The organism is Sporosarcina koreensis (assembly GCF_000826145.2).
GTDB lineage: Bacteria > Bacillota > Bacilli > Bacillales_A > Planococcaceae > Sporosarcina > Sporosarcina trichiuri.
Map to the genome: position 1 here is coordinate 517134 of NZ_LN651337.1, position 25399 is coordinate 542532.

Here is a 25399-nt window from a genome sequence, read left to right on the forward strand (position 1 = left end):
CTTTTTTCAGGAGGGATGCAAGGTGAAAACGATTGTCTGGTTCCGGAAAGATTTGCGGGTCCATGATCATCCGGCGCTGGCGGAAGCGGCGGCAGAAGGGGAGGTCCTGCCGGTCTATGTGCTGCCTGAAAAAGAGACTCTGTCCGCTTGCGATTGGTGGACCCGGGAATCACTCGCTATCCTCATGGACCGGCTGGAAGCGCTCGGCAGTCCGCTGAAGCTGATGGAAGGGGATCCGCTGGATGTGTTTGTGCGTCTTTCTGCAGAGACGGGGGCAGAGGCGCTCTATTTCAACGGACAGGTCGACCCCGTCTCGCGTTCAGAAGAAACGGCACTCCTCCAAGAGGGCAGCCTGAACCATCTCCGCATCCGGCGTTTTGTGCCTGATATGATGCTCGACCCGGATGCATTGCTGACCAAATCGGGCACCCCCTTCAAGGTGTTCGGAGCATTCTGGAAAGCGTTCCAGCAGCAGACCGTGCCATGGCCGGTTCCGGTACCGGAATCCTTGTCTCCCTGGCCGGAAGCCGATGTGGAATCCGCTATACTGAAAGACAGCCGGCTCAGCAGCGAAAGCGGGTGGGAGGAAAAATTCCTAAGGTATTGGTCCCCGGGGGAGAATGGGTCGTTCGTCCGCTGGGAAGCATTCCGGGATAACGGGATTCAAGACTACAAAGTGAAACGGGATTATCCCGGCATTGACGGCACGTCCCGTCTGTCCGGGTTCCTTGCGTCGGGCAATATGAGCATACGCGCTCTGTGGCATGCAGTCCGGCGAGCCGAGGAAGAAGGTGATGTGCTGCAGCCGGAACCGTTCCTCCGGCAGCTGGCCTGGCGTGAATTCGCGTATTATCAGCTGTATCACTTCCCGTCCATCACGGACGAATCCCTCCGTCCCGAGTTTCGGAAGTTCCCTTGGCGCAGCGATGCCGACGGGCTGGCCACCTGGAAAGCCGGACGCACCGGATACCCGCTCGTCGATGCCGGCATGCGGGAACTGTGGGAAACCGGAACGATGCATAACCGCGTCCGCATGGTGGCCGCTTCGTTCCTCATCAAGCATCTGCTGATCGACTGGAGGACAGGGGCGGAGTACTTCAAAGAGACTCTTGCCGATTACGATATCGCGAACAATACACTCGGCTGGCAATGGGTCGCCGGATCCGGTTTCGACGCGGCGCCGTACTTCCGGATTTTCAATCCGATCACACAGGGAAAAAAATTCGATGCGGCCGGAACGTATATCCGCAGATGGGTGCCTGAGCTTGCCTCTTTGCCGGATGACGCCATCCACGAACCTGCAGCGGCTGATCCAGAAGTGCTGGAAGAAGCCGGCGTCATCCTCGGCAGCACGTACCCGGAACCGATTGTCGATCATACTGCAGCACGGAAGCGGGCGCTGGCCGCCTATGACAGCATCAAAGGGCAGAAGGGATGACCGCCTTGAGAGTCCGTTCTTACTGGAATATCGTCCGGACAGCCATTTATGGCCTTATTGCCGGTCTGGTGCTGACCTTCCTGCTGAAATGGCTGGAAGCGGTCACGGATGTCAAGGTGTATACGTTCCTGCTGAATGTCGATTACATACCGGTCGTCGGTACGGTCGATTACCCGGAATGGCTGGAAGTCGTCTTCCATCTGATCGTCTCGGTTGCCGTCGCGTTCGGCTTCCGGCTCATGTACATCCTTCGGCCTCATTGGAAGCGGCGCGCTTTGCTGATCTGCACAGCTGTGAGCGTCCTGATCGGCATCCTGCTGTTTCCGACGACCGCCTTGTCGGACAGGACGCCTGACGTGACGGATGGGACTGCCATGCTGCTTTGGCTCGCCGGTCATGCCGTCTTCGGCACGGTCCTCGGTCTTCTTTTCCGACGAGAGATTGCGTCCAATTGAAAAGCACGGCAGCCGTATCACTCAGCTGCCGTGCTTTTTGCGTTCTCAATGGAAGATTTCCGCTTCCTTCGATTTCTTAAGCAATTTCTTCGTCCCCCTGTTAATGCGCTCTTTGAGCAGTGCCCCGAATACGAGGAAGGCGGCGCTGCAGAGCAGCAAGAAGGACAGGTCTTTCACTGCCCGCTCCCATACGATACCGCCGACCGCTTCGCGCATCACATCTATAGCATAGGTGAACGGAAGGAACGGGTTGATAACTCCGAAGAAATCGGGGAGCAGGACGACGGGATACGTGCCGCCCGATCCTGCGATCTGCAGGACGAGCATGACGATCGCCATCGCTTTGCCGACATCCCCGAATACGGATACAAGTGTGTAGACGATCGACATGAACACGAAGCTGATGATGGTTCCGAAAACGACAAACCAGAACGGTTCACGGATATGGACATCGAGGATGAGCAGATCGCCGCTGACGACAATGAGCATCTGCAGCAGCCCGATCACCGCAAACGTCAGTAACCGCCCGAAATAGACTTGCCGTGCCGTATAGCCCTCCTGGTGGACATCCGTCGACAACAGCGAAATGAGCAGCAGGCAGCCGACCCACAGCGACAGTACCGTATAGAACGGTGTCATACCGGTCCCATAGTTCTCGATTGAGAACAGCCGGTTCTCCTGCAGCTGGATCGGTTCTTCAAAGAACGTCTTCTCCGCATTCGGATCATTCTGCAGCAGCTTGATGATCTCGTTGATGTCCGTTTCACCTTGGGTGGATCGGATGCGGTCTGCAAGCTCGTTCACTTTCTCGGAAATGAACGGATACTGGGCGACCGCTTTCTCTATGGTCGCTTTTCCTTCATCCAGATCACTGTCCGAATTGCCAAGGATTGTCTTCACTTGCGGAAGGGCCGCCTGGATATCCGTCAGCAGACCTTTCGCCTGGCCGAGTGTCGATTTTGCCTGACTGATCTCGCTTTTCACGGTCGGTTCGATCGTATTGACATACTCATTCAGGAATGCATCCAATTCAACGGACGTATTGCCGGCGATCTTCTGCAGATCATCCACCGCCTGATCGAGTTCCTCCGCTTTGCCCTTGACGATACTGTCGACGTTCCGGGCATTCGTCTGCGCTTCCTGCAGCAGACGTTTCAGGTCGCCCGTCTTCGTGATTGCACCGTCGAGTTTGCCGGACAGATCCGGTTTCGGCAGGGAAGGGGTCTGGCCTGTGTTATCATCCGGTACGGCTTCCGTCCCTGCTGATGGTTCAGTTTCCGGTTCCGTCGACGGTGCCTGTGCCTGTGCCTGCCGGGCCAGTTCCTGCAGCTGTTTCAGATCCTGTTCGACATTGTCCACCCGATCGATGCTTTGGGTCATCCGGTCGTCCAGCGCTTTCTTCGCTTTGTCCAGTTCCGTGAAATCGAGATTGACCCCCTGCAGTTTCTTCAGAAAGTCGTTGGCCTCATTTGAGATATCCCGGACTTTCTTCAGATCCGCTTTGATCTTCGGCGAGGTTTCATCCAATTTCTTTTCCGCGTCGTCCAGATAGGTGACAACCCGGTTGATTTGTCCCAGGCCGTCATCGGTGATCTGCTGAGCGGCCGGCAGTTTGCTTTGCGCGTCATGGATGACGTTTTGTGCATCCGCCGCATCGGTCAGCCCCCGGTTCAGCAGGTCATAAATTTCCGGCAGGCTCTTCTCCGCTTCGAATATATAGTTCTCGAACTTTTTCACATCAGGCAGATCCTTTTCCAATTCCAGGCCGAGTGAATTGAGCATATCGAAGATGACGCCGTTCACAGTCGATACGAACTGGCTGCTCACCTTGTCGACAATCACCGTAGCGCCTTTTTCCGTGATCTTCGGTGCGATGGAATTCAGCTTTTCATTCACGTAGTAATCGATTTCAGCTTTTTTCGGGTTGCCGGAGACGACGGATCCGAGCTGTTCCGAAAGGTTTTCCGGCAGTACCATCACGGCGAAATAGTCGCCGTATTCCACGCCGTCCATCGCTTCGTCATGCGACACGAAATGCCACTCCATCGAGGGGTTCTCTTGAAGCGTTTCGACGATATCCGTTCCGACATCAATGTGCTTGTCCTGCACGTCGGCCCCTTTGTCTTCATTCACTACAGCAACGGGCAGTTTGTCCGTCCTGCCGTATGGATCACCAGAAGCGTAGATATTGAGCCAGGCGTATAAAGAAGGCAGGAAAATCAGGCCGCCGATCAGCACCGCGGCGACCCAGTTTGTCGTAATATTGCGCACGTCCCGTTTGAAAATGCCGAAAATGTGATGCATGTCCGCTCCCCCTTTCAGTAGTTCTCACTGTCTGTGTCCCGTGCAGACAGCGGATCAGACCATATTGTCCAGATTACCCAAAAAACCCCCGTCCGGAACGTACCGGCGGGGGAAAACTTTTTCAGGCGATCAATCCGTCTTTCATCGTCACAATCCGGTGTGCGTACGGAAGCATCTCTTCGTCGTGCGTTACCATCAGTGTAGTGATTTGTAATGTTTTCGTCAAGTCCCGGATGATCTCCATCACTTCTTGCGAACGTTTCGAGTCGAGACTGGCGGTCGGTTCGTCCGCGAACAGCATTTTCGGCTGGTGGATGATCGCCCGGGCGATCGCAATCCGCTGGCGTTCCCCGCCGGACAGGGAAGACGGGTAGGCGTCTTTCCTGTGGGCCATCCCGACCAGGTCGAGAATCTTCGCCACTTCCTGTTTCTGCTGCTTCTTGCTCAGCTTCGTCTCCGCGACATCCAGCATCAGCAGCAGCTGGTCTTCGACATTGAGGAAGGGAACCAGGTGCGATGATTGGAAGACGAAACCGAACTCGCTCGATCGGATCTTGCGGATCTCTTCCTGGCTCATCTCTGTCATGTCCTTGCCGTCGAAGATGACCTGGCCGCCGGACGCTTTCTGCAGCCCGGCTGCAATGGTCAGCATCGTCGACTTGCCGGACCCTGAAGGCCCGACGAGTGCCGTGATCTCGCCTTGTTTCAGGTCGAGATCGACGCCTTTCAGGATCTGTTCAGTGACATCTCCGGTTTTGAAGGATTTCTTGACTTCATCAATCTGGAAAATCGCCATGTTACATCTCTCCTTGCTGGATTGCCTGAAGCGGCTCCACTTTTTTGATTTGGAATCCAGAAATCGTCGCGCCGATGAACCCGATCACGAGGAACACAGCGGACAGTGTCAAGGTCGTCTGCATCGTCAGACTGAACGGCATACCTTTCGGAGCGAACGCACTGAACAGCTGGCTGAGGCCGGCGGACAGCAGAAGGGAGACAACCGTGATCAGCAGCATCTGATACCACATCATGCTGAACAGTTTGCTCGTCTTCACACCGATCGCTTTCAGGATGCCGTAGAGGCCGATTTTCTGGACGTTCATCATATAGAAGAAGATCGCGAACAGCATGCCGCTGATGACGACGAGGAACCAGATGATCATGTTGAGGGACATCTGCTCTGCACCGTAGCTCGGAATCGTCTTCAAGTATTCCTTGTTGCTGAACGCTTCCAGTCCGCTGATGGAATCCGGCGCATTCGAACCCGGGATGAAGATCGTCTGCATCTCCATCACCCGGTACATTTCCTGGTAGTTTGTCATGTTGATGAAGGCGACTGGCGCGTGGCTGTACGTCTGTTTTTCAACAAAGCCGGTCACTTTGAATTCCCCGCTGAACTGGTTGTTCGTCAGGATATCACCGACTTGGACGCCTTCGTCTTTTAGGGAGGCATCCAGGACGATTTCGTTTTCTTTCACGTTCGGGAACAGTTCGCTGTCCGTTGACGTCACGAATGCCACGCTGTGCTGCTTATCGTCCGCATCGTTGACAAAGCCCATCTGCAGGGACATGGCCGTCGCATTTGAATACGTGTCGAGCAGCTGATCTTGCTTTGATTCATCGATCTTCGACAGGTTGTATGTCTGTTTGGCGTCGTCATTCAGATAGAACTGGCCGTTCGGCATGTTCTTGATGAGGGCTGCGTTGTCTTCCGACAGTCCGTTCGCAAGTCCTGAGATGATGAACGTCAGGAAGCTCACCAGAAAAATGATCGAGCCGAGGATCAGGAACTTCATTTTACTTTTCTTCACTTCTTTCCACGCCATCTGCATGGAGACCACCTCCGTTATTCGATACTCTCAGTGTACTGCGCCAACATGAACGGAGGATGAACGCACGTTTACAATTACAAACGGGGAAGGGTGCCTGACAATCTGCCCGGTATGGTACACTAGTTGCAGGAAGAATCCGTCAATTCGACGGGTGATCCATCTGAAGGAAAGGGTTGAATGGAATGGATATGGATATGAATATGGGCTTCAGCATGTTTGCATTTTTACCGCTGCTCGGGATGCTGATCAATGTACTGATGATCGCCGGGGCGGTCTGGTTTGCGATTGCCTTGATCCGTTCGCAGAAAGAGCGGAATGAGCTGCTCCGGAGGATTGCGGAGAAGATGGATCGGAAGGACTTGCTATAAAGGAGGACGTCGAATGGATAGTCAACAGACGGCTGAGAAATTCAAGCGATTCGCCGAAATGGAATGCCGGGAATCGAGTGAGCTGTATGAGGTGCTGGCAAATCAGATAGCTGACGATGAAGAAATCCTGTGCATCTGCCAATCGATTCCGGATGGTCAGCCAGTGCCGAACCTGCTGTTTGCAGGTGTCCAGTATTTGCTGCTCCAGGGGGCAGAACACCCGCTGAAAGACTATTATCCCAGCTTGACTGCATCGCCGAAAGCGCCGGATCAGCGGGCATTCCTGAAATTCAAGGACTTCTGCCTGACTCATCAGAGCGAGCTGACTCCGATCCTTGCGCACCGGCTCGTCCAGACGAATGAGGTGCGGCGCTGCGCCTAGCTGTACCCTGCGTTTTCATGGATCCACCATAAAACAGGCAAGCCGCTCGCGCTTGTCGAAATCGGGACGAGCGCCGGCCTCCAGCTGCTGTGGGATCACTATGCCTATAAGTATGGCACAGACAAAGTCTACGGAAATTCAGACCCTTGCCTGACGATCCATGCGGAAGTGAAAGGGGGCAGCCTGCCGTTCCTGCTTCCGGAAAGCCCGCCTGTCATTTCCCGCATCGGTTTCGATCTGCATGTAAGCGATCTGTCCAAGCGGGATGATTATCTGTGGATGAAAGCGCTTATCTGGCCGGAGCACACGGAACGACGCGAGCTGTTTGACCAAGCAGCCGCCTGTCTGCAGGATCATCCGGTCGATCTCGTACAAGGGGATGGCATCCAGCTGCTGCAAGAACGCTTCCATTCCATTCCCGCGGATGCGGCGCTCTGCATCTTCCACACCCACGTCGCCAATCAGCTGCCGGAGGACACAAAAAAAGCACTGACCGACACGCTGGCCCAGATTGGCTCCGAGCGTGACCTGTTCCATCTGTATAACAATATGGAAGACCCGCAGCTGCATCTCGACTGCTATGTTGCCGGGCAGCTGAAGCGGAACACAATCGGCAATACGGATGGTCATGGCCGCTGGTTTGAATGGAACTTAGAGGGATAGAAGAATTACCGGCCAATCATCTTGACAGTACTTTCTAAATTGATAGATTACTAGTACAATAGGGGAATGAGGAGAGTGACATAATGATGAAATATGCAGAGACTTGGGATTTGGAAAGTATTTATCCAGGCGGGACCAATTCGGAGGAAGTGCAGACGAAGCTGGCAGCTGTAAAAGAGGAGATTGCACAGTACGCGGATCTGCTGAAAAACTGGAACAGTGATTCTGCGGATCACGCAGCCGATTTGCAGGCGATCTTGTCACAGCAGGAACTCATCGGGAAAGGACTCGGCCAAGTCAGTACGTTCGTCAACATGTGGCACGATGCCTTCATGGATGATGAGCATGCAAGCGTCGTCAAAGGTCAGGTGATGGAGCTCGCCAGTGAGATCCAGCAGCTGTCCACCATCTTCACAAAAAAACTGGTGGCCTTCTCGGATGACCAATGGAAACAGCTGTTGGAAGAGCCACACCTGAAGGAAATCAGCTTCGTGCTGAACGAAACACGGGATGAGGGCAAGCGCCTGCTATCCGAAGAAGAGGAACGGCTGCTCGCCAAGCTGAACAAGGACGGGATTGCTGCATGGAGCGACCTATACAGCACGACGGTCTCCATCATGACCATCCCGTTCAAGGAGAGTGACGGCACGGTGAAGGACCTTTCCATCGGACAGGCCATGAACCGGATGTATGCCGATCCCGATGCTGACGTGCGGACGGCGCTGTTCGACAGCTGGGAAGCGGCCTGGACGGAATTCGGTCCGGTCTTCGCAGATATTTTGAACCACTTGGCCGGCTACCGCCTGACGCTGCAGGAGGTCCACGGACGGAACGGTCATCTGGAAGAACCGCTTGAGTACAACCGGATGACCAAAGAAACGCTCGACGCGATGTGGGGAGCAGTTGACGCGCGGAAACAGAAGTTCATCGACTACCTGGATCGGAAAGCAAACCTGTATGGCATGGAGAAGCTCGGCTGGCAGGATGTCGACGCACCGGTAGCCACAGGCGATCTTGCGCCGACCCATTTCACTTATGATGAAGCGGCCGATTTCGTCATCGAGAATTTCTCGTCATTCGGCCCGAAACTGACGGACTTCACGAAACATGCGCTGGAAAACCGCTGGGTCGAGGCGGAAGACCGGTCGAACAAACGGCCGGGAGGCTACTGCACAAGCCTGCCGGAATTTGAGGAGTCCCGGATCTTCATGACATTCACCGGCTCGCCGAGTGATACGAGCACGCTCGCACACGAACTCGGGCACGCGTTCCACAGCCATGTCATGAAAGAAGTGCCGAGACAGAACCGCGGCTATGCCATGAACGTCGCCGAAACGGCAAGTACGTTCGCAGAAACGATCATTGCCGATGCGACCGTGCGGAACGCTTCCAGTGATGAAGAAAAGATCGCCCTGCTTGCGACGAAGCTCGAGAACGCAACGGCGATGTTCCTCAACATCCGGTCCCGCTTCCTGTTCGAAGACAGCTTCTATCAGGAACGCGCCAAAGGGTTCGTTTCGGAAAAACGGCTGAATGAGCTGATGACAGAAGCACAGAAGGAAGCGTACGGAAACAGCCTGTCGTCGTACCATCCGCACTTCTGGGCGGCCAAGCTGCACTTCTTCATCGACAGCGTGCCGTTCTACAACTTCCCGTATACGTTCGGCTACCTGTTCAGCCTCGGCATCTATGCGGAATACCTGAAGCAGCCGGAAGGGTTTGAGGAGAAATACATCGCGCTGCTGAAGGACACCGGTTCGATGAAAGTGGAAGAGCTTGCGCAGAAACATCTGGGGGTCGACATCACCCAGCAGGACTTCTGGGCAGCCGGCATCGAAATCGTAGAAAAAGACGTGGACGAATTCGTCAGCTTAACGGATTCATTGTTGAAGTGAAAACAGAAAGACGCTTATCGGTAACAGGTAAGCGTCTTTTTACATATCGGCAGGGTTATATTATAGGAATTCTGCCGAATGTCGGAAACACGTATCGTAAAGCAGGTGAATGGATATGGAAGAATGGCTGCTGTTACTGCTGGTTGTCCTGCTTGCGTCCCTGCTGCAGGCTGTGACCGGATTTGGATTTTCAATACTGGGTACTCCTGTGCTGCTGATCTTATTTCCCGCTCATATGGCCATCCAGGTGAATATCATACTGTCCATCTGCCTGTCTGCCCTGATGATCAAAAGCATCCATAAGGAAATGGATAAGACACTCTTCGTCCGGCTTCTAAAAGGAAGCACGGTGGGATTGCTAGTTGGGATCTTCATCTACCTGTATGCAGACATCTGGATCCTTAAGCTGGCAACGGGGACGGCCACCCTCTTCCTGACCGCTTTGCTGCTGCTGAAATGGACGACTTCCCGCAGCGCAGGAAAGGATGCTCTCGCCGGCAGCATCTCAGGGATCCTGACGACCAGTATCGGGGTGCCGGGCCCTCCGCTGCTCTTGTATTTTGCGGGTACCCAGATGGACAAGAGTGTTCTGCGCAGCACAACACTTGCCTTCTATCTTGTTGTCTATACGGTGAGTCTGGTCATGCAGATTCTCTTTGGCGGAACACAAAAGGAAACATGGATCGCCTCGGCAGCTGCACTGCCGGCACTGCTCGGCGGAATTGTCCTGGGGCAGCTCCTGTTCAAGTATCTCAATGTCGCGATGTTCCAGGTCATCACGTATATCCTATTAGCGGCGACCGGGATTTCATTGATCTTTACAAGTCTGTGAGAACTGGACGATTGATTTTTAAAAAGGAGTGAAGAAACATGCTGCAAAAACCGAATAAATTACAAAAAGGGGACCGTGTTGCCACGGTCAGCCCCTCGTGGGGAGGTGCCGGCGAGCCGGAGATCCGCTGGCGGTACGAGCAGGGAGTGACACGGCTGGAGGAGGTATTCGGCCTGGAAGTCGTGCCCATGCCGAACAGTCTGAAAGGTGCAAGCTATCTTTATGAGCATCCGGAAGCACGTGCCGAAGATCTGATGACGGCGTTCCGTGACGATACCATCAAGGGGATCTTCGCGAATATCGGCGGGGAGGACAGCATCCGCCTGCTCCCGTACATCGACTTTCAAGTGATTCGTGATAACCCGAAAATCTTCATGGGCTACTCGGATGTCACGATCTCCCACTTGTTCTGTCACAGAGCCAGCCTGTCGTCATTTTACGGTCCGGCCGTCCTGACCGACTTTGCCGAAAATATTGAGATGGATCCGTACACGGTCGAAATGGTGAACCAGACGCTGTTCTTGGATCAGCCGATTGGTCCGATTGAACCGGCCGCACAGTGGACGAGCGAGCGGCTGGAGTGGGTGGAAGAGAATAAGTTCACACGTCGCCGCATGCAAGACAACCACGGGTACGAGCTCTTGCAGGGTACCGGGACGGTGCAGGGCCGCCTGATCGGCGGCTGCATGGAAGTGTTGGAGACCGTCAAAGGGACCGAGCTGTGGCCGGATCAGGACTACTGGAAAGACAGTATCCTGTTCTTCGAGACATCCGAAGAGAAGCCGAAGCCGGACCTCATCCGCTACTGGCTGCGGAACTATGCCGCCCAGGGAATCCTGCAACAGGCAAACGGCATCCTCTTCGGTAAACCGCAGGACGAACAATTTTATGATGAATACAAAGAAGAGATCCGGACGGTCATGAAAGAGTATGGCCTGGAAGACCTGCCGATTCTGTATAACTTGAATTTCGGACATACCGAGCCGAAATGCATCCTGCCGTATGGGGCGCTGGCGGAAATTGGCTGCAACGAGAAGAGTTTCACAATCCTTGAAGGCGCTGTGAAATAGAAACGCAGACAGAAAGAAGGTATGTACGTGATTCCCATTGTATATGACCAAGTGAACAGATGGGCAAGGGATGATGAATTCTTTATGAAATTGCTCAAGAAAGTAAGTCCCGAAAAAATTGCGGATCTCGGGTGCGGAACCGGACGGCTGACGACACATTTTTCGGAAGCAGGCTACCAAATCACTGCAATCGACCCTAACGAAGAGGCCATTGAATGCGCGAAGGGGAAGGCGTATCGAAATGACGTCATGTGGATTGTCGGAGACAGCAGCAATCTGGAGGAGGATGCATACGACACGGTCATCATGACGGCAAATGTCGCGCAAGTGTTCTTGACGGACGAGAGCTGGCAGCAAGTTCTGTCCGATGTCTATCGTGCATTGAAACCTGGCGGCCATTTGATTTTCGATACACGGAATCCAGCAGCCAAAGCATGGGAGCAGTGGGAGAAAGACGACACTCCCGACCATGCCATAGATGACCAGAACGGGGAGCCTCTTTTGATCTGGACAGACTATGAAGGATTCAAGGGGAATGTCTATTCGTTCTATGAAACGGTCGTCAATGCGCGGACGGACACCGTGCTGGTGCGTGAAAAAATGCAGCTCCGTTTTCGCAGCTATGATGTGATTGCAGAGAGTCTGCAGGCTGCCGGTTTCGCATCCTTCCAGGCATACCATGACTGGTCATTTGAAGAGGCAAATCCGTACACCAAATCATTCATCTTCCATGCGGTCAAATAAGTATGTGCAAGCATTTTCGGCTGCTGATCTTATCGGAGAAACTAATTACACCCATTCCAAGTGAAAAAGGGAGGGAAGGGTCATGAAAGAAGGCGTCATCCGCCCGATTGCTATCTGTATATTCCGCCAGCAGGACACCATCCTGGTTGCGGAAGGTTATGATGCTGTCAAGGGCGATCACTTTTACCGGCCGATCGGCGGCGGTATCGAGTTCGGCGAGACCAGTGAAGAGACCCTTGTCCGGGAGATAAGAGAAGAGCTGAATGCGGCTATCACGGATCTCACCTACTTGGGTACCGTTGAGAATGTCTTTACCTTCAACGGGAAGACAGGACACGAGATTGTGCGTGTCTATGACGGTGTGTTCGTCGACAAATTCTTCAATACTGCGGAAACCTTTGAAGGAATTGAAGACAACGGGGCCTCTTTCGTCGTCCGGCGTCTCCCCATCCATAAATTTCAGTCAGGGGAACTTCGGATCGTTCCCGACGGGCTGCTGGAATTGCTGACGGAAGAGGATGAATGAGCAACGGGACAATATACAGAATGCAAAATAAATTGAGGAGGTCATGAGATGGCAGACGTTTTACTTTTTCATCATGTATTGGGGCGCACCGAAGGAATTCTTCACTTGGCCGAGCAGCTGCAGCAAGCAGGACACGCGGTACACACGCCGGATCTATTCGAAGGTCGTACGTTTGAAACAATTGACGAAGGGTTCGCTTATGTGAAAGAAACCGGATACGACACGCTGACGGAGCGCGCTGGACAGGCAGCGGATGGTCTGCCAGAGGCTGTTGTCTACGCCGGCTACTCCCTCGGGGTGATGGCCGCCCAGCAGCTCGCCCAAACGAAATCAAATGCGAGAGGTGCCTTGTTCATCGCTTCTTGCGCACCTGCCGAGGAGTTTGGCAGTCCGTGGCCAGCCGAGCTCCCCGTGCAGGTCCACGGGACGAAGGGAGATCATTTCTTCGCAGACGAAGAAGATCTTGAAGCAGCCCAGGAGATCACGGAGGCTTCGGACAGCGGTGAACTGTTCCTCTATCCGGGAGACCAGCACTTTTTCGCAGACAACAGCCAGCCTGGATATGATGCTGATGCGACAGCGCAGATGGTTGAACGGATGCTTTCATTTTTAAAGCGAATTGATGAGTGAGGAGATATCAAAAAGGGGAATTTGAGGTGGCGATATTGGCGGATACTAGGCCAATATGATGGTGTTTAAAGAATAATACGGCTGCATTACTTTCATGAAGAATCAGTTTAACAAGCTGAGAATACTGTAATATACCGCTTGTTAATGAATCTTTTTATAACATGCGACATACCTGTCTTCCTTCATTCAGAAATGTTAGAATAGAAGGAGCAGCTGCATATAGCGGATGGGCGGTTGGCACTCCCTTGAGAAAGGGGGTGTTCATATGGTGACATACGATGCAATGAACATGCTGTTCCAATTTGGAATGTTCCTTGCGGCAATGGTGACAGCTATTGTTGCATTAATTGCTCTATTCATCAACAGAAAAAAGTAACCACCCTCCGCTAACGACCAGAAAGCTGAGTGGTTACTCTTTGTAACACCTTATGTTTTTCACTGGCCAACCGCACTTCATGCGGATGTCAGCTGCATCGACCGGGTGTTCTCAGCACTCGGTCTTTTTCAGTATATGCATAGTATACCACATGTAAACGTATTTCACACGTGACATTAAGTAGGGAGATATTGATTAGCACGTATCGCAACGAAGGGGGGGCTGCCTGTTGAAACACGCACTTGTTGTCGGGGGGACCGGCATGCTGGCGGGCGTCTCACGACAGCTGGCGGCTGACGGCTATCATGTTTCGGTATTGGCCAGAAACGCCGCTCCCATGGATGCCTTGTTGGAAAGTTTGGAGGGCCCCGGAAAAGTCACCCCACTCTTCGCAGATTATCGTAACAGTTCGGGACTGCAAGAAAAAATAAGAGAGTCGATCCAGAGGAACGGTCCTATCGAGATGGCTGTTGCCTGGATCCATTCAGAGGCCTCTGAAGCTCTGCCCTTACTGATCCGTACCATTTCTGAGACTCCCGGGCCATGGAAACTCTTTCATGTTATCAGCAGCGGGACAGATGCCGAAGCGCTCAGACGGGATTTGGATGTGCCCGCTGATTGTCGCTACTCGCAAATACAGCTTGGTTCTATTCGAGAGAACGGTGTCTCGAGATGGCTGACCCATCAAGAGATTTCTCAGGGCGTGCTGAAGGCAATTGCGCATAAAGCAGAATTGACCACCATTGGACAACTTGGACCTTGGGAAGACCAACTGTAATCGTTTGAAGGTTTTATTGAGGAAAGGTGTGTAGGGCCATTGAAAACACGAGTGACTGAAATTTTAAAAATCCGCTATCCCATCATTCAGGGCGGCCTGGCGTATCTGGCCTACGCGGAACTGGCGGCGGCCGTGTCGAACGCGGGGGGCCTTGGGCAGATCACAGCGGCTACGCTGCGGACACCCGACCGGCTGCGTGAAGAGATCCGGAAAGTGCGGACGCTGACGGATCAGCCGTTCGCCGTCAACTTTGCCATCGCCCGGCATGACGGCAACTACGAAGAACTGCTCGAAGTGGCCATCGAAGAAAAAGTGCCTGCCATTTCGATCACCGGCGGCAACCCGAAGCCTGTGTTCGAGCGGCTGCAGGGCGAACCGATCAAAACCCTCGTGCTCGTGTCCGGTGTCCGGCAGGCCGTAAAAGCCGAACAGCTCGGCGCCGATATCGTGATGGCGGTCGGCCAGGAAGGCGGCGGCCATATCGGTAGGGAGGACATCGGTACCATCGTACTGACACCACGTGTTGTCGATGCGGTGTCCATCCCGGTTCTAGCGAGTGGCGGGATCGGCGACGGACGCGGGCTGCTGGCAGCACTGGCCCTCGGTGCGGAAGGCATCGAAATGGGGACGCGGTTCATTGCGACGAAAGAATGTGTCCATGCGCACGAAGCCTACAAGGAGGCGATCGTACAGGGTGCCGAGACGGATACCGTCATCATCAAACGGAGCCTTGGCGCGCCGGGCCGCGTACTGAAAACTCCCTTTTCGGAACAGATCCTCTCGCATGAAGAGGAAGGCGCCGGTTACGAGGACCTGAAAGATTCGATCAGCGGGGAAGCGAACCGGAACTATATCTACGACGGAGATGACTCCGCAGGATTCGGCTGGGGCGGCCAGGTAATCGGACTGATCGACGATGTACCGGCTGTGCAGGAGCTGTTCGACGGGATGAACAGGACCGCGGAGGAGGGACTGGCGCGGCTGAAAGGAATTGCAGAGATTTGATGGATCAATAAAGTGACAGGAGTTTCGACCATGAAAGTCATTATCAGAGAACTAAGAACTAATGAAACACCGCCAATGGATCTCCTCCTGCTCGCCGATCCGTCCCGCCAGATCATCGAAGACTATGTCAGCCGGGGTTCTTGTTTCATCGCTGAACGGGATCAGCAGCCGGTCGGTGTCTATGTCCTGCTGCCGACCCGTCCGGAGACCGTGGAACTCGTGAATGTGGCGGTAGCGGAAGACTTGCATGGCAGGGGGATCGGCAAGCAGCTGGTGCTCGATGCGATCAGGGAAGCGGCAGAGAGAGGTTTCAAGACGATTGACGTCGGTACCGGCAATTCGAGCATCGCGCAGCTCGCACTCTATCAGAAATGCGAATTCCGTATCACGGGTGTCGATCTGGATTTTTTTCTCCGGCATTATCCGGAGAATATCATGGAGAACGGGATCCACAGCCGGGACATGATCCGGCTGTCACAGGATCTGTGAAAGTTAAGTATTTGAAATTCGAGGAGGCTGCCAAATGTACAAAGCAGTGATATTCGACGTAGACGGCACATTGATCGATACGGAGCAGTCCATCTTACAATCCCTCCAGCACGTATTGAAAGAGGAAGGATTGTCCTATGAGCAGGAAGACTTGCGGTTTGCGCTCGGTATTCCGGGCAAAGAAACGCTGGCTCGGCTCGGCATCGAGGACAGTGAGCGGGTGCAGGCGGACTGGTCGGATGCCGTATTGGCGTACGCGGATGATGTCACCTTGTTTGCAGGGGCACAGGAAGTGATCGAGCAGTTGGCGGAAAGTCCGCTGCGTTTAGGGATTGTCACCTCCAAAACGCGCCGGGAAGTGACGGATGAATTCGATCCGTTCGGGCTGAGCCATCATTTCGATGCAATTGTCTCGGCAAGCGATACACAATTGCACAAACCATGCCCGGATCCGCTCCTGCTCTGTCTTGACAAACTCGGAGTCACCCATGACGAAGCGATCTATATCGGTGACTCCATCTACGACATGCAGTGCGCCCAGAGCGCACGTGTCCAGTTTGCACTCGCCTTGTGGGGAGCGCAGGACGCCGGGCAATTTGAGACTGCGGATTTCATCCTTCGGCAGCCGGAAGATGTCCTGTCACTTCTCTGAAGGAACTAGTTGGTCTCCCAGGGATTCTTTTCCGGTCTTCGGTCTTCTTGGCAGATGGTTGTGATATACTGGCAAAAACGAAAGTGCGACTATTCTAACTTCATAAATGACTGGGGGATAGTCTGCATTTGTCAGTACAGGGGGATGACAATGATTTTATCTGTCCGGGATGTCACCAAATCGTACGGCAAAGACCCCGTGCTGAAAGGCGTCTCGTTTGAATTGGCGGAAGCGCAGATCACGGCGCTTGTCGGACCGAATGGTTCCGGGAAATCGACCTTGCTCAACATCATTGCGAATCTGCTGCCGGCAGACACGGGCACCGTCACCGTTCTCGGCAGCAGCAACAAAGATACGAAAATGTTCCGCCATGTGTCCTTCATGCAGGACAATATCGTGCTGTATGACTATTGGACCGGTTATGACCATCTGCAGTTCATCTGCGAGGTGCAGGGGCTTTCTGAGGACCAATTGCTGGCCGCAGCAGAACGCATCGGCATCACGAGCTACCTGCGGAAGAAAGTGAAAAACTATTCCCTTGGCATGAAACAGCATCTGCTGCTCGCCATGGCGATCGTCAATCAGCCGAAGTTGCTCATTCTGGATGAACCGCTCAACGGCCTCGATCCGACCAGTGCCATCCGGGTGCGGGAGCTGCTGCTGTCCCTGCGGGCGGAAGGGACCACGATCCTGCTGTCGTCCCACAATCTGGCGGAGATCGACAGGGTGACGTCTGCGATCCTGTTCCTGAAAAACGGGGAACTCATCCAGGAAGATCTGGCGGCGTTCGAACAGATCCGCTATCAGATCACGGCGCTCCCGCTTGAAAAAGCACTTCAGACACTTGAGACCGCCGGAATCCCGTTTGAGCAGGCGGATGGAAAGCTGCGCTTCCTGGAGAAGGCGTGTACGCTGGACCGGGTACTGCAGGAACTGACACAACAGGGGTCACCATCCAGGACATCGACAAGAACATCTCCGGTTCCGAAGAGCGTTACCGGATGATCTTCGGGGGAGGGGCAAAAGCCGATGCGCCTGCTGAAGTTTGAGCTGAAGAAACTCATCCGCCAGCATAAGCTCATCTGGCTGCTGGTTTCCGTGGTGGTCATTGTCGGCTGGCTGTTCTACCAGAACCTGCTGAATCAGGACTTGCGGGTGAAAGAGGCGATCGACCAGGTGGAATCGCTCGCGGTCGAGGCCGATCAATTATATGCCAGCCTTCTGCCGCTTGAGCGGGAGAATCAGCTGTCTATGGAACAGCAGCATCAGTTCGACAGCCTGAACAAGATGGCAACCGCCATCTTCCAGTGGCGGAGTGCGATCTACGAGAATCGCTGGAACGACATCCCGCCGATCGAACAGGACTTTTTGACGGGCTTGTCCGCCTATGAAGAGGCGGGCGGCACCTACACCGAACTGAAAGGGATCGACAGGGAGATCGCTATCGCGCGGAATGCGGTTTTAATGGAGCGGCAGCTGCCGGAGGCCAACGAAACCTACCCGGTCTCACCCGACTGCTGCTGAACCAGGTGAAAAGAACTCTTCTTGGACCGGCGGGACTGTTGCTGCTGCTTGTGCTTTTTGGCAGTCTCTACACTGCGGAAAAGGAGCAGCACACCCTGTCGACGCTCCGTACGCAGCCGATCCGACGAGGCGCACTGCTGACCGCCAAATACGTCATCCTGCTGGCAGTGACCGGTGTATTTGTGTTCCTTGTCGCCGGCAGCAGCTGGGCAGCACCGTCCGTTTTCGGTGAAACCTTCAAGGACTGGTCGTATCCGGTTGTGCTGCAGTCGGCATCCTCGTTTGCCATCCTCCCGGTCTGGCAGCTGCTGTTCGAGCATGCCGTCCTGTTCATCGGATCGGCGGCCGTCCTGTTTGCGCTGCTGCTTTTGCTCGGCACCCAGCTGCGCAGCTCATTCACCGCCATCCTGCTGACAGGGCTCCTTTCGATGATCGGGTTTGTGCTGACCGGGACGTCCCGTTTTCTGCAGCACCCTTGGAATCCTTTCCAGCTCTTCCGGGCATCTGATGTATTGGCCGTCCCGTCTGACCATCCAATCGGGCTGTATGCAATTTTTGCCGTCCTGTGGAGTGCCGCCCTGTTTTTGGCGGCCGTCTGGCTGCGGGAAGGGAACCGGGGTCTGTCCAGGGCCGCGCAGGATGTAAAGCCGTATCATCAGGGGAAGGTGCGTCACGCGGGTCGCATTGTCACAAGCCTCCTGTTCGAGTGGCGCAAAGTCAGACGGCAGGGGCTTCTCGTCCAATGCCTTCTGGTCCTGCTGGCTGGAGCGGCTGTCGGCTATTTCCTCCTTGCGCACCAGTCGGAGGAGAAAGAGAGCCGGGCGCTCGAGGAACTGGCGGGGACGAAAGCGAGTACAGAGACGGAAATCGTTCCGTATTTCGAGGAGGAGATCCGAAGGTACGAAGAGCTCATTGAACAGGCGAACGAAAAGGGCGAGGACGGAGAAGCCAACTATGCCCACAACATCCCGATGTTCGAGCAGATGATCGAGAAAGCACAGGAAGAGGCCGAACTCGCTGATCAGTCTGCCATCGCTTTTGGGAAAGGCGATTGGGGACCTGTGTATACGCACCGCCTGTATGTTGAGCGCTGGTTCGAGGAGTATAAAGAGTCGCAAGAATCCATGGAAGGGGCGCTGACGTATTTCGGCTATGAAGCCGTCATCGCACGGACGGAATGGATGCAGCAGCATGACGTCCGCCCGGTGTTCTTAGGCGGCTACATCCCGAATATCCATGACCGCTGGAAACCTGAAGACCGCAATGAACAAGTGTTGTTTGAAAAGGGGAACCGGGAAGCCGATCACAGCGGGCTGTTCGTGCTGTATAGCGTCTTCCGCGACTATCTGTTCGTCATTCCGCTGGTGCTTCTTCTTTACCTGACAGGAGCGGGTCTCGCGACGGAACGCGGCAAGCGGCCGACGCTGCGGCTGCTGTCGACACTGCCCCTCACGCGCCGCTCCCTGTTCCTCGGGAAAGTGGTGAATGCGTCGGTGGTTTCCGTCCTCAGCGCTGCGGGCGTGTTCCTCTTCACCATGGTGATCGGCGCGGTCTTCAACCGGTTCGGGGACTGGATGTATCCGGTGCTGCAGTATCACACCAAACAGGAAGTGCAGTCATTCGACTTCACGGGGCTGCGCGCATTCGAAGGCGGGTATGGGTTCATCCCGCTTGGGGATTATCTGCTGCAGGCGCTGCTGCTCTATGTGTGCATCACCCTGTTCCTGGTGGCACTGACGAACAGTCTCGGCCTGGTTATCCGGCAGCCGTTCGCGGTCTATTTACTCACGGCCTTGTTGGCAGTCGGAGGCAGCCTGCTGAGCGGGCAATGGAAGGCGCTTGCCCCGTACTCGCCTTTCCTGTATCTGGATCTGCCGAAAATCCTGAATGGAGAGACGGCGACGCTGCTGAACAATCCGTCCGTCAGTGTCTACACGGGAAGTGCCATCCTGCTCATATGGGCCGGCCTGATGGTTATTGTCCTATATGCCGTGCTATCCCTGAAAGGTCGGACGGCCGGCCAGAAACAGACTTCTTACAATGGATCATGAGGGCGAAATTGGAACTAAGATGGCGGAAGGAAGTAATAATTACGTAATTTGGCAGTCAGGAGGGAACACCGATGGAATGGATCGTATATGAGAAGCCGGAAGAATTCGCAAAGAAAGCGGTACCCTTCCTGCAGCAGCACGAGGACAGTCTCAGCCTAATGCAGGGGGTTCTCCACGCGATTCAGGGAGGCACCTATGAAGAGTTCTTTCTGGCAGCGGTGGAAGAAGACGGACGGCCGCTCGCCTTGCTTCTGATGACGCCGCCGCATCCGCTCAATGTCGTGCTGATCGAGGAGTCGCGCGCAGGGACGGTGCTGGATACAATTGTCCAAGGTTTGACGGCGCATGATGTCCGGCCGACAGGAATTATCGGCCGGAAACACCATGTCAAGCCGCTTGCCGGAAAATGGGCCGCCGTAACAGGGCAATCCATCCGGGAGGCGATGGACCAGGGGATCTATCGGCTGGATGAAGTCGTCTCCGGTCTATCCGCAAGCCCCGGCCAGTTCCGGTATGCAGAGGAAGCGGACAGCCCGCTGATCGAAGACTGGTTCGCTGCGTTCGAAAAAGACTGCGGACTGCCACCGTCTTCCGCGGACACCATCCGTGAAAAAACCGCCCGATTCATAGGGAAACGAGAAGTGTTCCTATGGGAAGACGGCGGCCGCATCGTCTCGGTCATGAAAAAGGCGCGTCCGACCGTGCACGGTGTGACCGTATCATTCGTCTACACGCCGGAAGAAGAACGCCGGAAAGGCTACGGCCGCACCATGGTCACCGCCGGTTCCGCGGAACTGCTGAAAGACTACGACTTCTGCATCCTGTACACGGACATGGCGAATCCCACGTCGAACAAGATCTACCAGGAGATCGGCTACCGGTTTATAGCGGATTCCGTACATTTGGTGTTTGAGTGAAGTTCATAAAATCTGAGCTCAGCATTATCTCGGTGAATGCGTGTACGTTTTGTATGACTGTGGTAACCTGAGCATATACGAAGAAAGACCGCGTGCGCGAACACCCAGTCCATACAGCTGACATCCGCAAGACGTGCGATCGGCCCATTTCCACGGTGTTTTCAAGAAAAGTAACTACCCTGCTAACTTGCCGGTCAGCGGAGAGTGGTTACTTTTTTGTCTTGGTGAATAGATACAAGTTGTTCCACAAAAGGGTCATAGTGCAACAAGGCTTCCAAATACCCCTAAAAAATTTAGCTTTGGGAATCTTACACTCTCTACCTGGCGTCTTTTGAAATAAGGTATGTAAAATTCAGGTGATAGGGGGGATAGGGGCTTATGAAAAGAATAGTTTATATTGTTTCTTTTATTGTCATTATAGGTTTAGCTGTTAATTTATTGGAAAATCGAGCTGGTCAAGATACGGGTTTAGCTAAAGAAATTGACTCCCTTTTAAAAAAGGGAGAAACACAAATTGATTTAACAAGGCTAACCAACTTTAAATGGACTCAAGTCAGTCTATTTGGACCTTATACAACAGATGAATCAATTGAGGATTTAATGAATATTGAATTTAAAGGGGACAATGGTGGAATTGATTTACTAGACGACCGTTTTTTATTAGTATTTGCTAATGAAAAACATGCCGTCAAAACCGTTGTGCTTTCAAGGAAACATGGTACCTACACCATAAAAGATAATAGACTTTTAGTTGTTGACCGGTAATTCCTACAAGGAGGAATTTACAATGAAGAAGATTGAAGGTCACATGGCAGAATCGTTGGAGGAAACTATCGCCGATGATAAATCAGTTGTGGAAATTGAAGGGGAAAAATTTTACCTTTCTTTAATTGAAAAACCTGAATCAACGGTCGTTGAAGATGTAGAAGCCGACCCGGATCTGAAACAAAAATTGCTTCAAGCCAAAATGGATATTTTGCACGGAAAAATATATACAACAGAGGAAGTCGTTGAAATGATTAATCAGGGAGATCTATGAATGGAGTTGAATAGTACTTTGTAACAGCAGACTCTTCGGTAATCGGATGTGTTTGCAAAGAAAAAAAAGGTAGTTTCACTCTCAAAATAACCCAAACAAAAAAACGCACAGACCGATCATCTGTACGTTCTCCCTTCACGCCCGCGTCCTTCCCGGACTGCGGGCTTTTCCCTATTTATGATTCTGTCACAGCCCGTTTCCGCTCGGACTTGTCGACGACCGCGGCGCCGACGAGGTCGCCGGTGACGTTGGACGCCGTGCCGCCCATGCCGATGATCGCATCGACGCCTGCAATGAGGGCGACGATTTCAAGCGGCAGGCCGAACATCGTGAGGACGGCGGCCAGGGTGACGAGACCGGCCGCCGGTACGCCCGCCGTCCCGATCGACAGCAGAGTGCCGACGATGACGATGACGAAGAAGCTCGACACCGATAGTTCCAGGTTGGTGATATTGGCCGCGAAGACGATGGAGACCCCCATGCGCAGCGCACCGCCATCCGAATTGAAGACAGCACCGAGAGGGAGGGCGAAGTTCGCGGTCTTTTCCGACACGCCCGCTTTCTGTGCGGCTTTGATGGCCACCGGAAGTGAGGCGATACTGCTCGATGTGAAGAATGCCGTCGTGTAGGCTTCCTTCGTCGACTTGAAGAAGTCGATGACCGAGTTTCCCGACAGCCGGAGGAAGCTCGTATAGACGAGCAGCCACAGCAGTGTGATGCCGAGGTAGAAGACGGCCGTGAATGCCAGAAGCGATTTGAATGTGGCACCGCCCTGGCTGCCGAATGCGGTCGCGCTGATCGCGAACACGCCGATCGGTGCGTACAGCAGCACGCCTGTCAGCAGTTTCGAGAACATCTCTTTCAGCGCGACAATCACCCGGTCGAGCAGCTCGCCGTTCCGCCGCATCTCCGGCTCTTCGGCGAATTTCATCGCCGATATGGCGAGACCGATGATGACGGCCAGGAAGATGATGCCCATGACGTTGCCGCCCGAGAACGCTTCGAACATATTGGACGGCACGAGCTGGAACAGCACATCCGAGAAATTCGGCGCTGCCGGTGTATCGACCATCGTATTCGGCAGGGTCAGATGTTTCCCCGGCTGGAACAGCAGGGCGAGCCCGACTCCGATTCCGACGGCGGCTGCCGTCGTGGCCGCGTAATAGAGTACGAGTTTCCAGCCGATCCGTCCGAGCTGTCTGATGCTCATCTGATCGACTGCGAGCACGACTGTCAGGAAGATGACCGGGATGGCGACCAGGCTCAGCAGATTGATGAGCAGTGTGCCAAGCGGCTGGAAGACCGCCATTTTTTCGCGGAACAGCAGTCCGCTTATAATTCCGGCGCCGAACCCGACAGTCATCTTAAGGACAAATGAACTGTCACGGTAGCCGCGCCATAATTTCTTCAACATGGACTTGCTCCTATCTGTATGTAATGAATGCGTATCTATCGAAGTGTACCGCGATTGGCGATAACTGGTCAATTTCTTTGATTCTTCTAACGGTATACCCAAGGAACCGGTTCTTCTGGTGCAGGACAGCTGCTGTTCTCTGCTGACGGCTGATTCAGTAAAACCAGCCTGCCGAACCGGAAATTCCATACCAGCGGCGGATATCCTGAAAAGATTTTCAGCGATTTTAGGCCGGAGTCTCAACGTCTCACAAGAACTGGAAAAGAATGGCCGTTGCCGGATGGGTTTGTGCGCTTTATACTATGGGAACAGATGTTCTAGGAGGGGAATGAACATGAACCAACTGCCTGAACGGACGATCATCTGCCTGGATATGAGGAGCTTCTACGCAAGCTGTGCAGCGGCCCTCGAAGGACTCGATGTCATGGAGACGCCGATTGCGATCATCGGCAACAAGGAGCGCAAAGGAGGCGTCGTACTTGCCGCCTCGCCACCGCTGAAAAAGCGGTTCGGCATCAAGACCGGCATGCGGCTGTTCGAGATTCCTGATGATCCGGCGATCCGGCTGATCGAGCCATCCATGGAATTTTACATATCCGTTTCGATGGAAATCGCCCATCTGCTGAATCAGTACGTACCGAAAGAGGCGATCCACGTTTACAGTATCGACGAGTGTTTCGTCGATCTGGACGGGACCGAGCGGCTGTGGGGACCGCCGCGTGAAACGGTCGCCCGTATCCAGGATGATCTGCTGCGCCAATTCCAGCTGCCCTCCGCCTGCGGGATGGGGCCGAACATGCTGCTGGCAAAACTGGCACTCGACCTGGAAGCGAAAAAGACGGGATTTGCCCGCTGGGGATACGACGATGTGCCGGAGAAGCTTTGGCCGGTTTCCCCTTTAAGCGAAATGTGGGGGATCGGCAGACGGCTCGAAAAGACGCTGAACGGCATGGGCATCTATTCGGTCGGCGATCTTGCACATGCGCCGCTCGAGGCACTCGAAGACAAGTTCGGCGTCATGGGCAATCAGCTGTACCACCATGCGCACGGCATTGACCTGTCCGACCTCGGCGCACCGCTCATCGAAGGGCAGGTGAGTTACGGAAAAGGCCAGATCCTGTTCCGGGACTACAACCGCCGGGAAGATGTACTCGCAGTCCTGCTGGAGATGTGCGAGGACGTGGCGATGCGAGCCCGCACCGCCCGCCGTGCAGGGCGCACGGTCCAGCTGTCCGTCGGCTACTCCAAAAATGCGCTCGGCGGCGGTTTCAGCCGGTCGAAGTCGATTGCGGAAGAGACGAACGACACGATGAAGATCTACGCCGTCTGCACGGAACTGTTCGATACGTTCCACGACGGGCGCCCGGTCCGCCAGCTGTCGATCAGCCTGGGCAATCTGATCGATGAGCACGCCATGCAGCTGAGCCTGTTCGACACCGGCAAATGGCGGAAACGGAAACTCGGGGAGACGGTCGATGAATTGCGCGGCAAGTATGGTTCGGCCGCCGTGCTGCGTGCTGTGTCGTATACCGATGCCGGCACGGCGCGCCGCCGGGCGGGCTTGATCGGCGGCCATGTGAAATAAGTACACGAGGAGATGGACGGAAGGAGGGATCATCATGCTGAGAGATCGCGGAAAGATCAAATGGACGGCACTCATGCTACCGGAACATGTCGAGCGCCTGCGCGCCTGGCAGGCGGAAGATACGATGCGGATGCGGACCGAGCCTGACGAACAGCAGCTGGAAGAATGGAATTATCTGCTGGCGGAAGCGATGGAGACGAACGAACTGGTCGTCCTGACCCACTGGCAGACAGGCCGGCCGCAGACAGAGGAACTCCATGTGCATTGCCTGGAACCTGAACGGAGCCGCCTGCGGGGAGTGACGGCGGAAGGGAAAGCATGCATCATTTCACTGTGTGACATCGAAACTGTTTTCAAAATCGGATAATTCGAAAGAAAGACTATCCGGGCTGCGGATCTATCTGCTAAACTGGTCAGAGTCCTCTATAGA

General features: G+C 54.3%; 26 protein-coding genes and 1 pseudogene. 23 read left to right on the top strand and 4 right to left on the bottom strand.

Annotated elements, in window-relative coordinates:
- Positions 1 to 22 precede the first annotated feature (22 nt).
- Positions 23 to 1438 (top strand): cryptochrome/photolyase family protein, encoded by a 1416-nt coding sequence (locus tag BN1190_RS08245; protein WP_052461765.1) that lies wholly within the window; start codon positions 23 to 25, stop codon positions 1436 to 1438.
- Positions 1435 to 1893 (top strand): hypothetical protein, encoded by a 459-nt coding sequence (locus tag BN1190_RS08250; RefSeq protein ID WP_144036080.1) that lies wholly within the window; start codon positions 1435 to 1437, stop codon positions 1891 to 1893. Before BN1190_RS08245 ends, BN1190_RS08250 begins: the two co-directional genes overlap by 4 nt.
- Before the next feature lie 45 nt (positions 1894 to 1938).
- Here BN1190_RS08250 and BN1190_RS08255 read toward each other — a convergent pair whose 3' ends face one another.
- From BN1190_RS08255 to BN1190_RS08265, 3 genes are all read right to left on the bottom strand, one after another.
- Positions 1939 to 4197, bottom strand: a complete 2259-nt coding sequence (locus tag BN1190_RS08255; protein ID WP_179860764.1) for a YhgE/Pip domain-containing protein — start codon at positions 4195 to 4197, stop codon at positions 1939 to 1941.
- Between the two features lie 121 nt (positions 4198 to 4318).
- Positions 4319 to 4993 carry an ABC transporter ATP-binding protein gene (locus BN1190_RS08260; RefSeq protein ID WP_040286463.1) on the bottom strand — a complete coding sequence of 225 codons (675 nt, stop codon included), beginning with the start codon at positions 4991 to 4993 and terminating at the stop codon, positions 4319 to 4321.
- Between the two features lies 1 nt (position 4994).
- Complete coding sequence (locus tag BN1190_RS08265) at positions 4995 to 6029, bottom strand: ABC transporter permease (protein ID WP_040286464.1); 1035 nt, start codon at positions 6027 to 6029, stop codon at positions 4995 to 4997.
- 182 nt (positions 6030 to 6211) lie between these two features.
- Here BN1190_RS08265 and BN1190_RS08270 point away from each other — a divergent pair, with 182 nt between their 5' ends.
- From BN1190_RS08270 to BN1190_RS08355, 19 genes and pseudogenes are all read left to right on the top strand, one after another.
- Positions 6212 to 6397, top strand: a complete 186-nt coding sequence (locus BN1190_RS08270) for a hypothetical protein (protein WP_040286465.1) — start codon at positions 6212 to 6214, stop codon at positions 6395 to 6397.
- Between the two features lie 13 nt (positions 6398 to 6410).
- Positions 6411 to 7442 (top strand): annotated as a pseudogene (locus BN1190_RS08275) (DUF2332 domain-containing protein).
- 86 nt (positions 7443 to 7528) lie between these two features.
- On the top strand, positions 7529 to 9337 hold the full coding sequence (locus tag BN1190_RS08280; RefSeq protein WP_040287231.1) for a M3 family oligoendopeptidase: 1809 nt from the start codon (positions 7529 to 7531) through the stop codon (positions 9335 to 9337).
- 115 nt (positions 9338 to 9452) lie between these two features.
- Positions 9453 to 10169, top strand: coding sequence for a sulfite exporter TauE/SafE family protein (locus BN1190_RS08285; protein ID WP_040286466.1), 717 nt, complete (start codon positions 9453 to 9455; stop codon positions 10167 to 10169).
- Between the two features lie 38 nt (positions 10170 to 10207).
- Positions 10208 to 11239 (top strand): S66 family peptidase, encoded by a 1032-nt coding sequence (locus BN1190_RS08290; RefSeq protein WP_040286467.1) that lies wholly within the window; start codon positions 10208 to 10210, stop codon positions 11237 to 11239.
- 21 nt (positions 11240 to 11260) lie between these two features.
- The gene (locus tag BN1190_RS08295; protein WP_244898702.1) at positions 11261 to 11983 is read left to right on the top strand and encodes a class I SAM-dependent methyltransferase; all 723 of its coding nucleotides are present in this window, start codon (positions 11261 to 11263) and stop codon (positions 11981 to 11983) included.
- An 82-nt stretch (positions 11984 to 12065) separates the two neighbouring features.
- Positions 12066 to 12509: an NUDIX hydrolase gene (locus tag BN1190_RS08300; RefSeq protein WP_040286469.1), complete on the top strand. Its 444-nt coding sequence runs from the start codon at positions 12066 to 12068 to the stop codon at positions 12507 to 12509.
- Positions 12510 to 12557: 48 nt separating this feature from the next.
- The gene (locus BN1190_RS08305) at positions 12558 to 13139 is read left to right on the top strand and encodes a dienelactone hydrolase family protein (protein ID WP_040286470.1); all 582 of its coding nucleotides are present in this window, start codon (positions 12558 to 12560) and stop codon (positions 13137 to 13139) included.
- Between the two features lie 265 nt (positions 13140 to 13404).
- The gene (locus tag BN1190_RS15235; RefSeq protein WP_244898703.1) at positions 13405 to 13515 is read left to right on the top strand and encodes a putative holin-like toxin; all 111 of its coding nucleotides are present in this window, start codon (positions 13405 to 13407) and stop codon (positions 13513 to 13515) included.
- A gap of 229 nt (positions 13516 to 13744) precedes the next feature.
- Positions 13745 to 14293: a short-chain dehydrogenase gene (locus BN1190_RS08310; protein WP_082023318.1), complete on the top strand. Its 549-nt coding sequence runs from the start codon at positions 13745 to 13747 to the stop codon at positions 14291 to 14293.
- 39 nt (positions 14294 to 14332) lie between these two features.
- Complete coding sequence (locus BN1190_RS08315) at positions 14333 to 15298, top strand: NAD(P)H-dependent flavin oxidoreductase (protein WP_040286471.1); 966 nt, start codon at positions 14333 to 14335, stop codon at positions 15296 to 15298.
- A 30-nt stretch (positions 15299 to 15328) separates the two neighbouring features.
- Positions 15329 to 15787 (top strand): GNAT family N-acetyltransferase, encoded by a 459-nt coding sequence (locus BN1190_RS08320; RefSeq protein WP_040286472.1) that lies wholly within the window; start codon positions 15329 to 15331, stop codon positions 15785 to 15787.
- Positions 15788 to 15821: 34 nt separating this feature from the next.
- Positions 15822 to 16439, top strand: coding sequence for an HAD family hydrolase (locus BN1190_RS08325; protein WP_040286473.1), 618 nt, complete (start codon positions 15822 to 15824; stop codon positions 16437 to 16439).
- A gap of 150 nt (positions 16440 to 16589) precedes the next feature.
- Entirely contained in the window at positions 16590 to 17444 is an 855-nt protein-coding gene (locus tag BN1190_RS08330; protein ID WP_244898704.1) for an ABC transporter ATP-binding protein, read from the top strand.
- 24 nt (positions 17445 to 17468) lie between these two features.
- Positions 17469 to 17963 carry a hypothetical protein gene (locus tag BN1190_RS08335; protein ID WP_144036081.1) on the top strand — a complete coding sequence of 165 codons (495 nt, stop codon included), beginning with the start codon at positions 17469 to 17471 and terminating at the stop codon, positions 17961 to 17963.
- Positions 17964 to 17968: 5 nt separating this feature from the next.
- The gene (locus BN1190_RS08340; RefSeq protein WP_144036082.1) at positions 17969 to 20014 is read left to right on the top strand and encodes an ABC transporter permease subunit; all 2046 of its coding nucleotides are present in this window, start codon (positions 17969 to 17971) and stop codon (positions 20012 to 20014) included.
- Between the two features lie 71 nt (positions 20015 to 20085).
- Positions 20086 to 20931, top strand: a complete 846-nt coding sequence (locus tag BN1190_RS08345) for a GNAT family N-acetyltransferase (protein WP_040286476.1) — start codon at positions 20086 to 20088, stop codon at positions 20929 to 20931.
- 378 nt (positions 20932 to 21309) lie between these two features.
- Entirely contained in the window at positions 21310 to 21696 is a 387-nt protein-coding gene (locus BN1190_RS08350; RefSeq protein ID WP_040286477.1) for a hypothetical protein, read from the top strand.
- 22 nt (positions 21697 to 21718) lie between these two features.
- Complete coding sequence (locus BN1190_RS08355) at positions 21719 to 21970, top strand: hypothetical protein (protein ID WP_040286478.1); 252 nt, start codon at positions 21719 to 21721, stop codon at positions 21968 to 21970.
- Positions 21971 to 22145: 175 nt separating this feature from the next.
- On the opposite strand, the gene BN1190_RS08360 is transcribed toward BN1190_RS08355, so the two are convergent.
- Positions 22146 to 23384 carry a dicarboxylate/amino acid:cation symporter gene (locus tag BN1190_RS08360; protein ID WP_052461767.1) on the bottom strand — a complete coding sequence of 413 codons (1239 nt, stop codon included), beginning with the start codon at positions 23382 to 23384 and terminating at the stop codon, positions 22146 to 22148.
- A 328-nt stretch (positions 23385 to 23712) separates the two neighbouring features.
- On the opposite strand from BN1190_RS08360, the gene BN1190_RS08365 reads away from it, so the two are divergent.
- Together BN1190_RS08365 and BN1190_RS08370 are read left to right on the top strand one after the other, a co-directional pair.
- Positions 23713 to 24969, top strand: a complete 1257-nt coding sequence (locus tag BN1190_RS08365; protein ID WP_040286479.1) for a DNA polymerase thumb domain-containing protein — start codon at positions 23713 to 23715, stop codon at positions 24967 to 24969.
- A 34-nt stretch (positions 24970 to 25003) separates the two neighbouring features.
- Positions 25004 to 25336 (top strand): YolD-like family protein, encoded by a 333-nt coding sequence (locus BN1190_RS08370; protein ID WP_040286480.1) that lies wholly within the window; start codon positions 25004 to 25006, stop codon positions 25334 to 25336.
- Positions 25337 to 25399 lie beyond the last annotated feature (63 nt).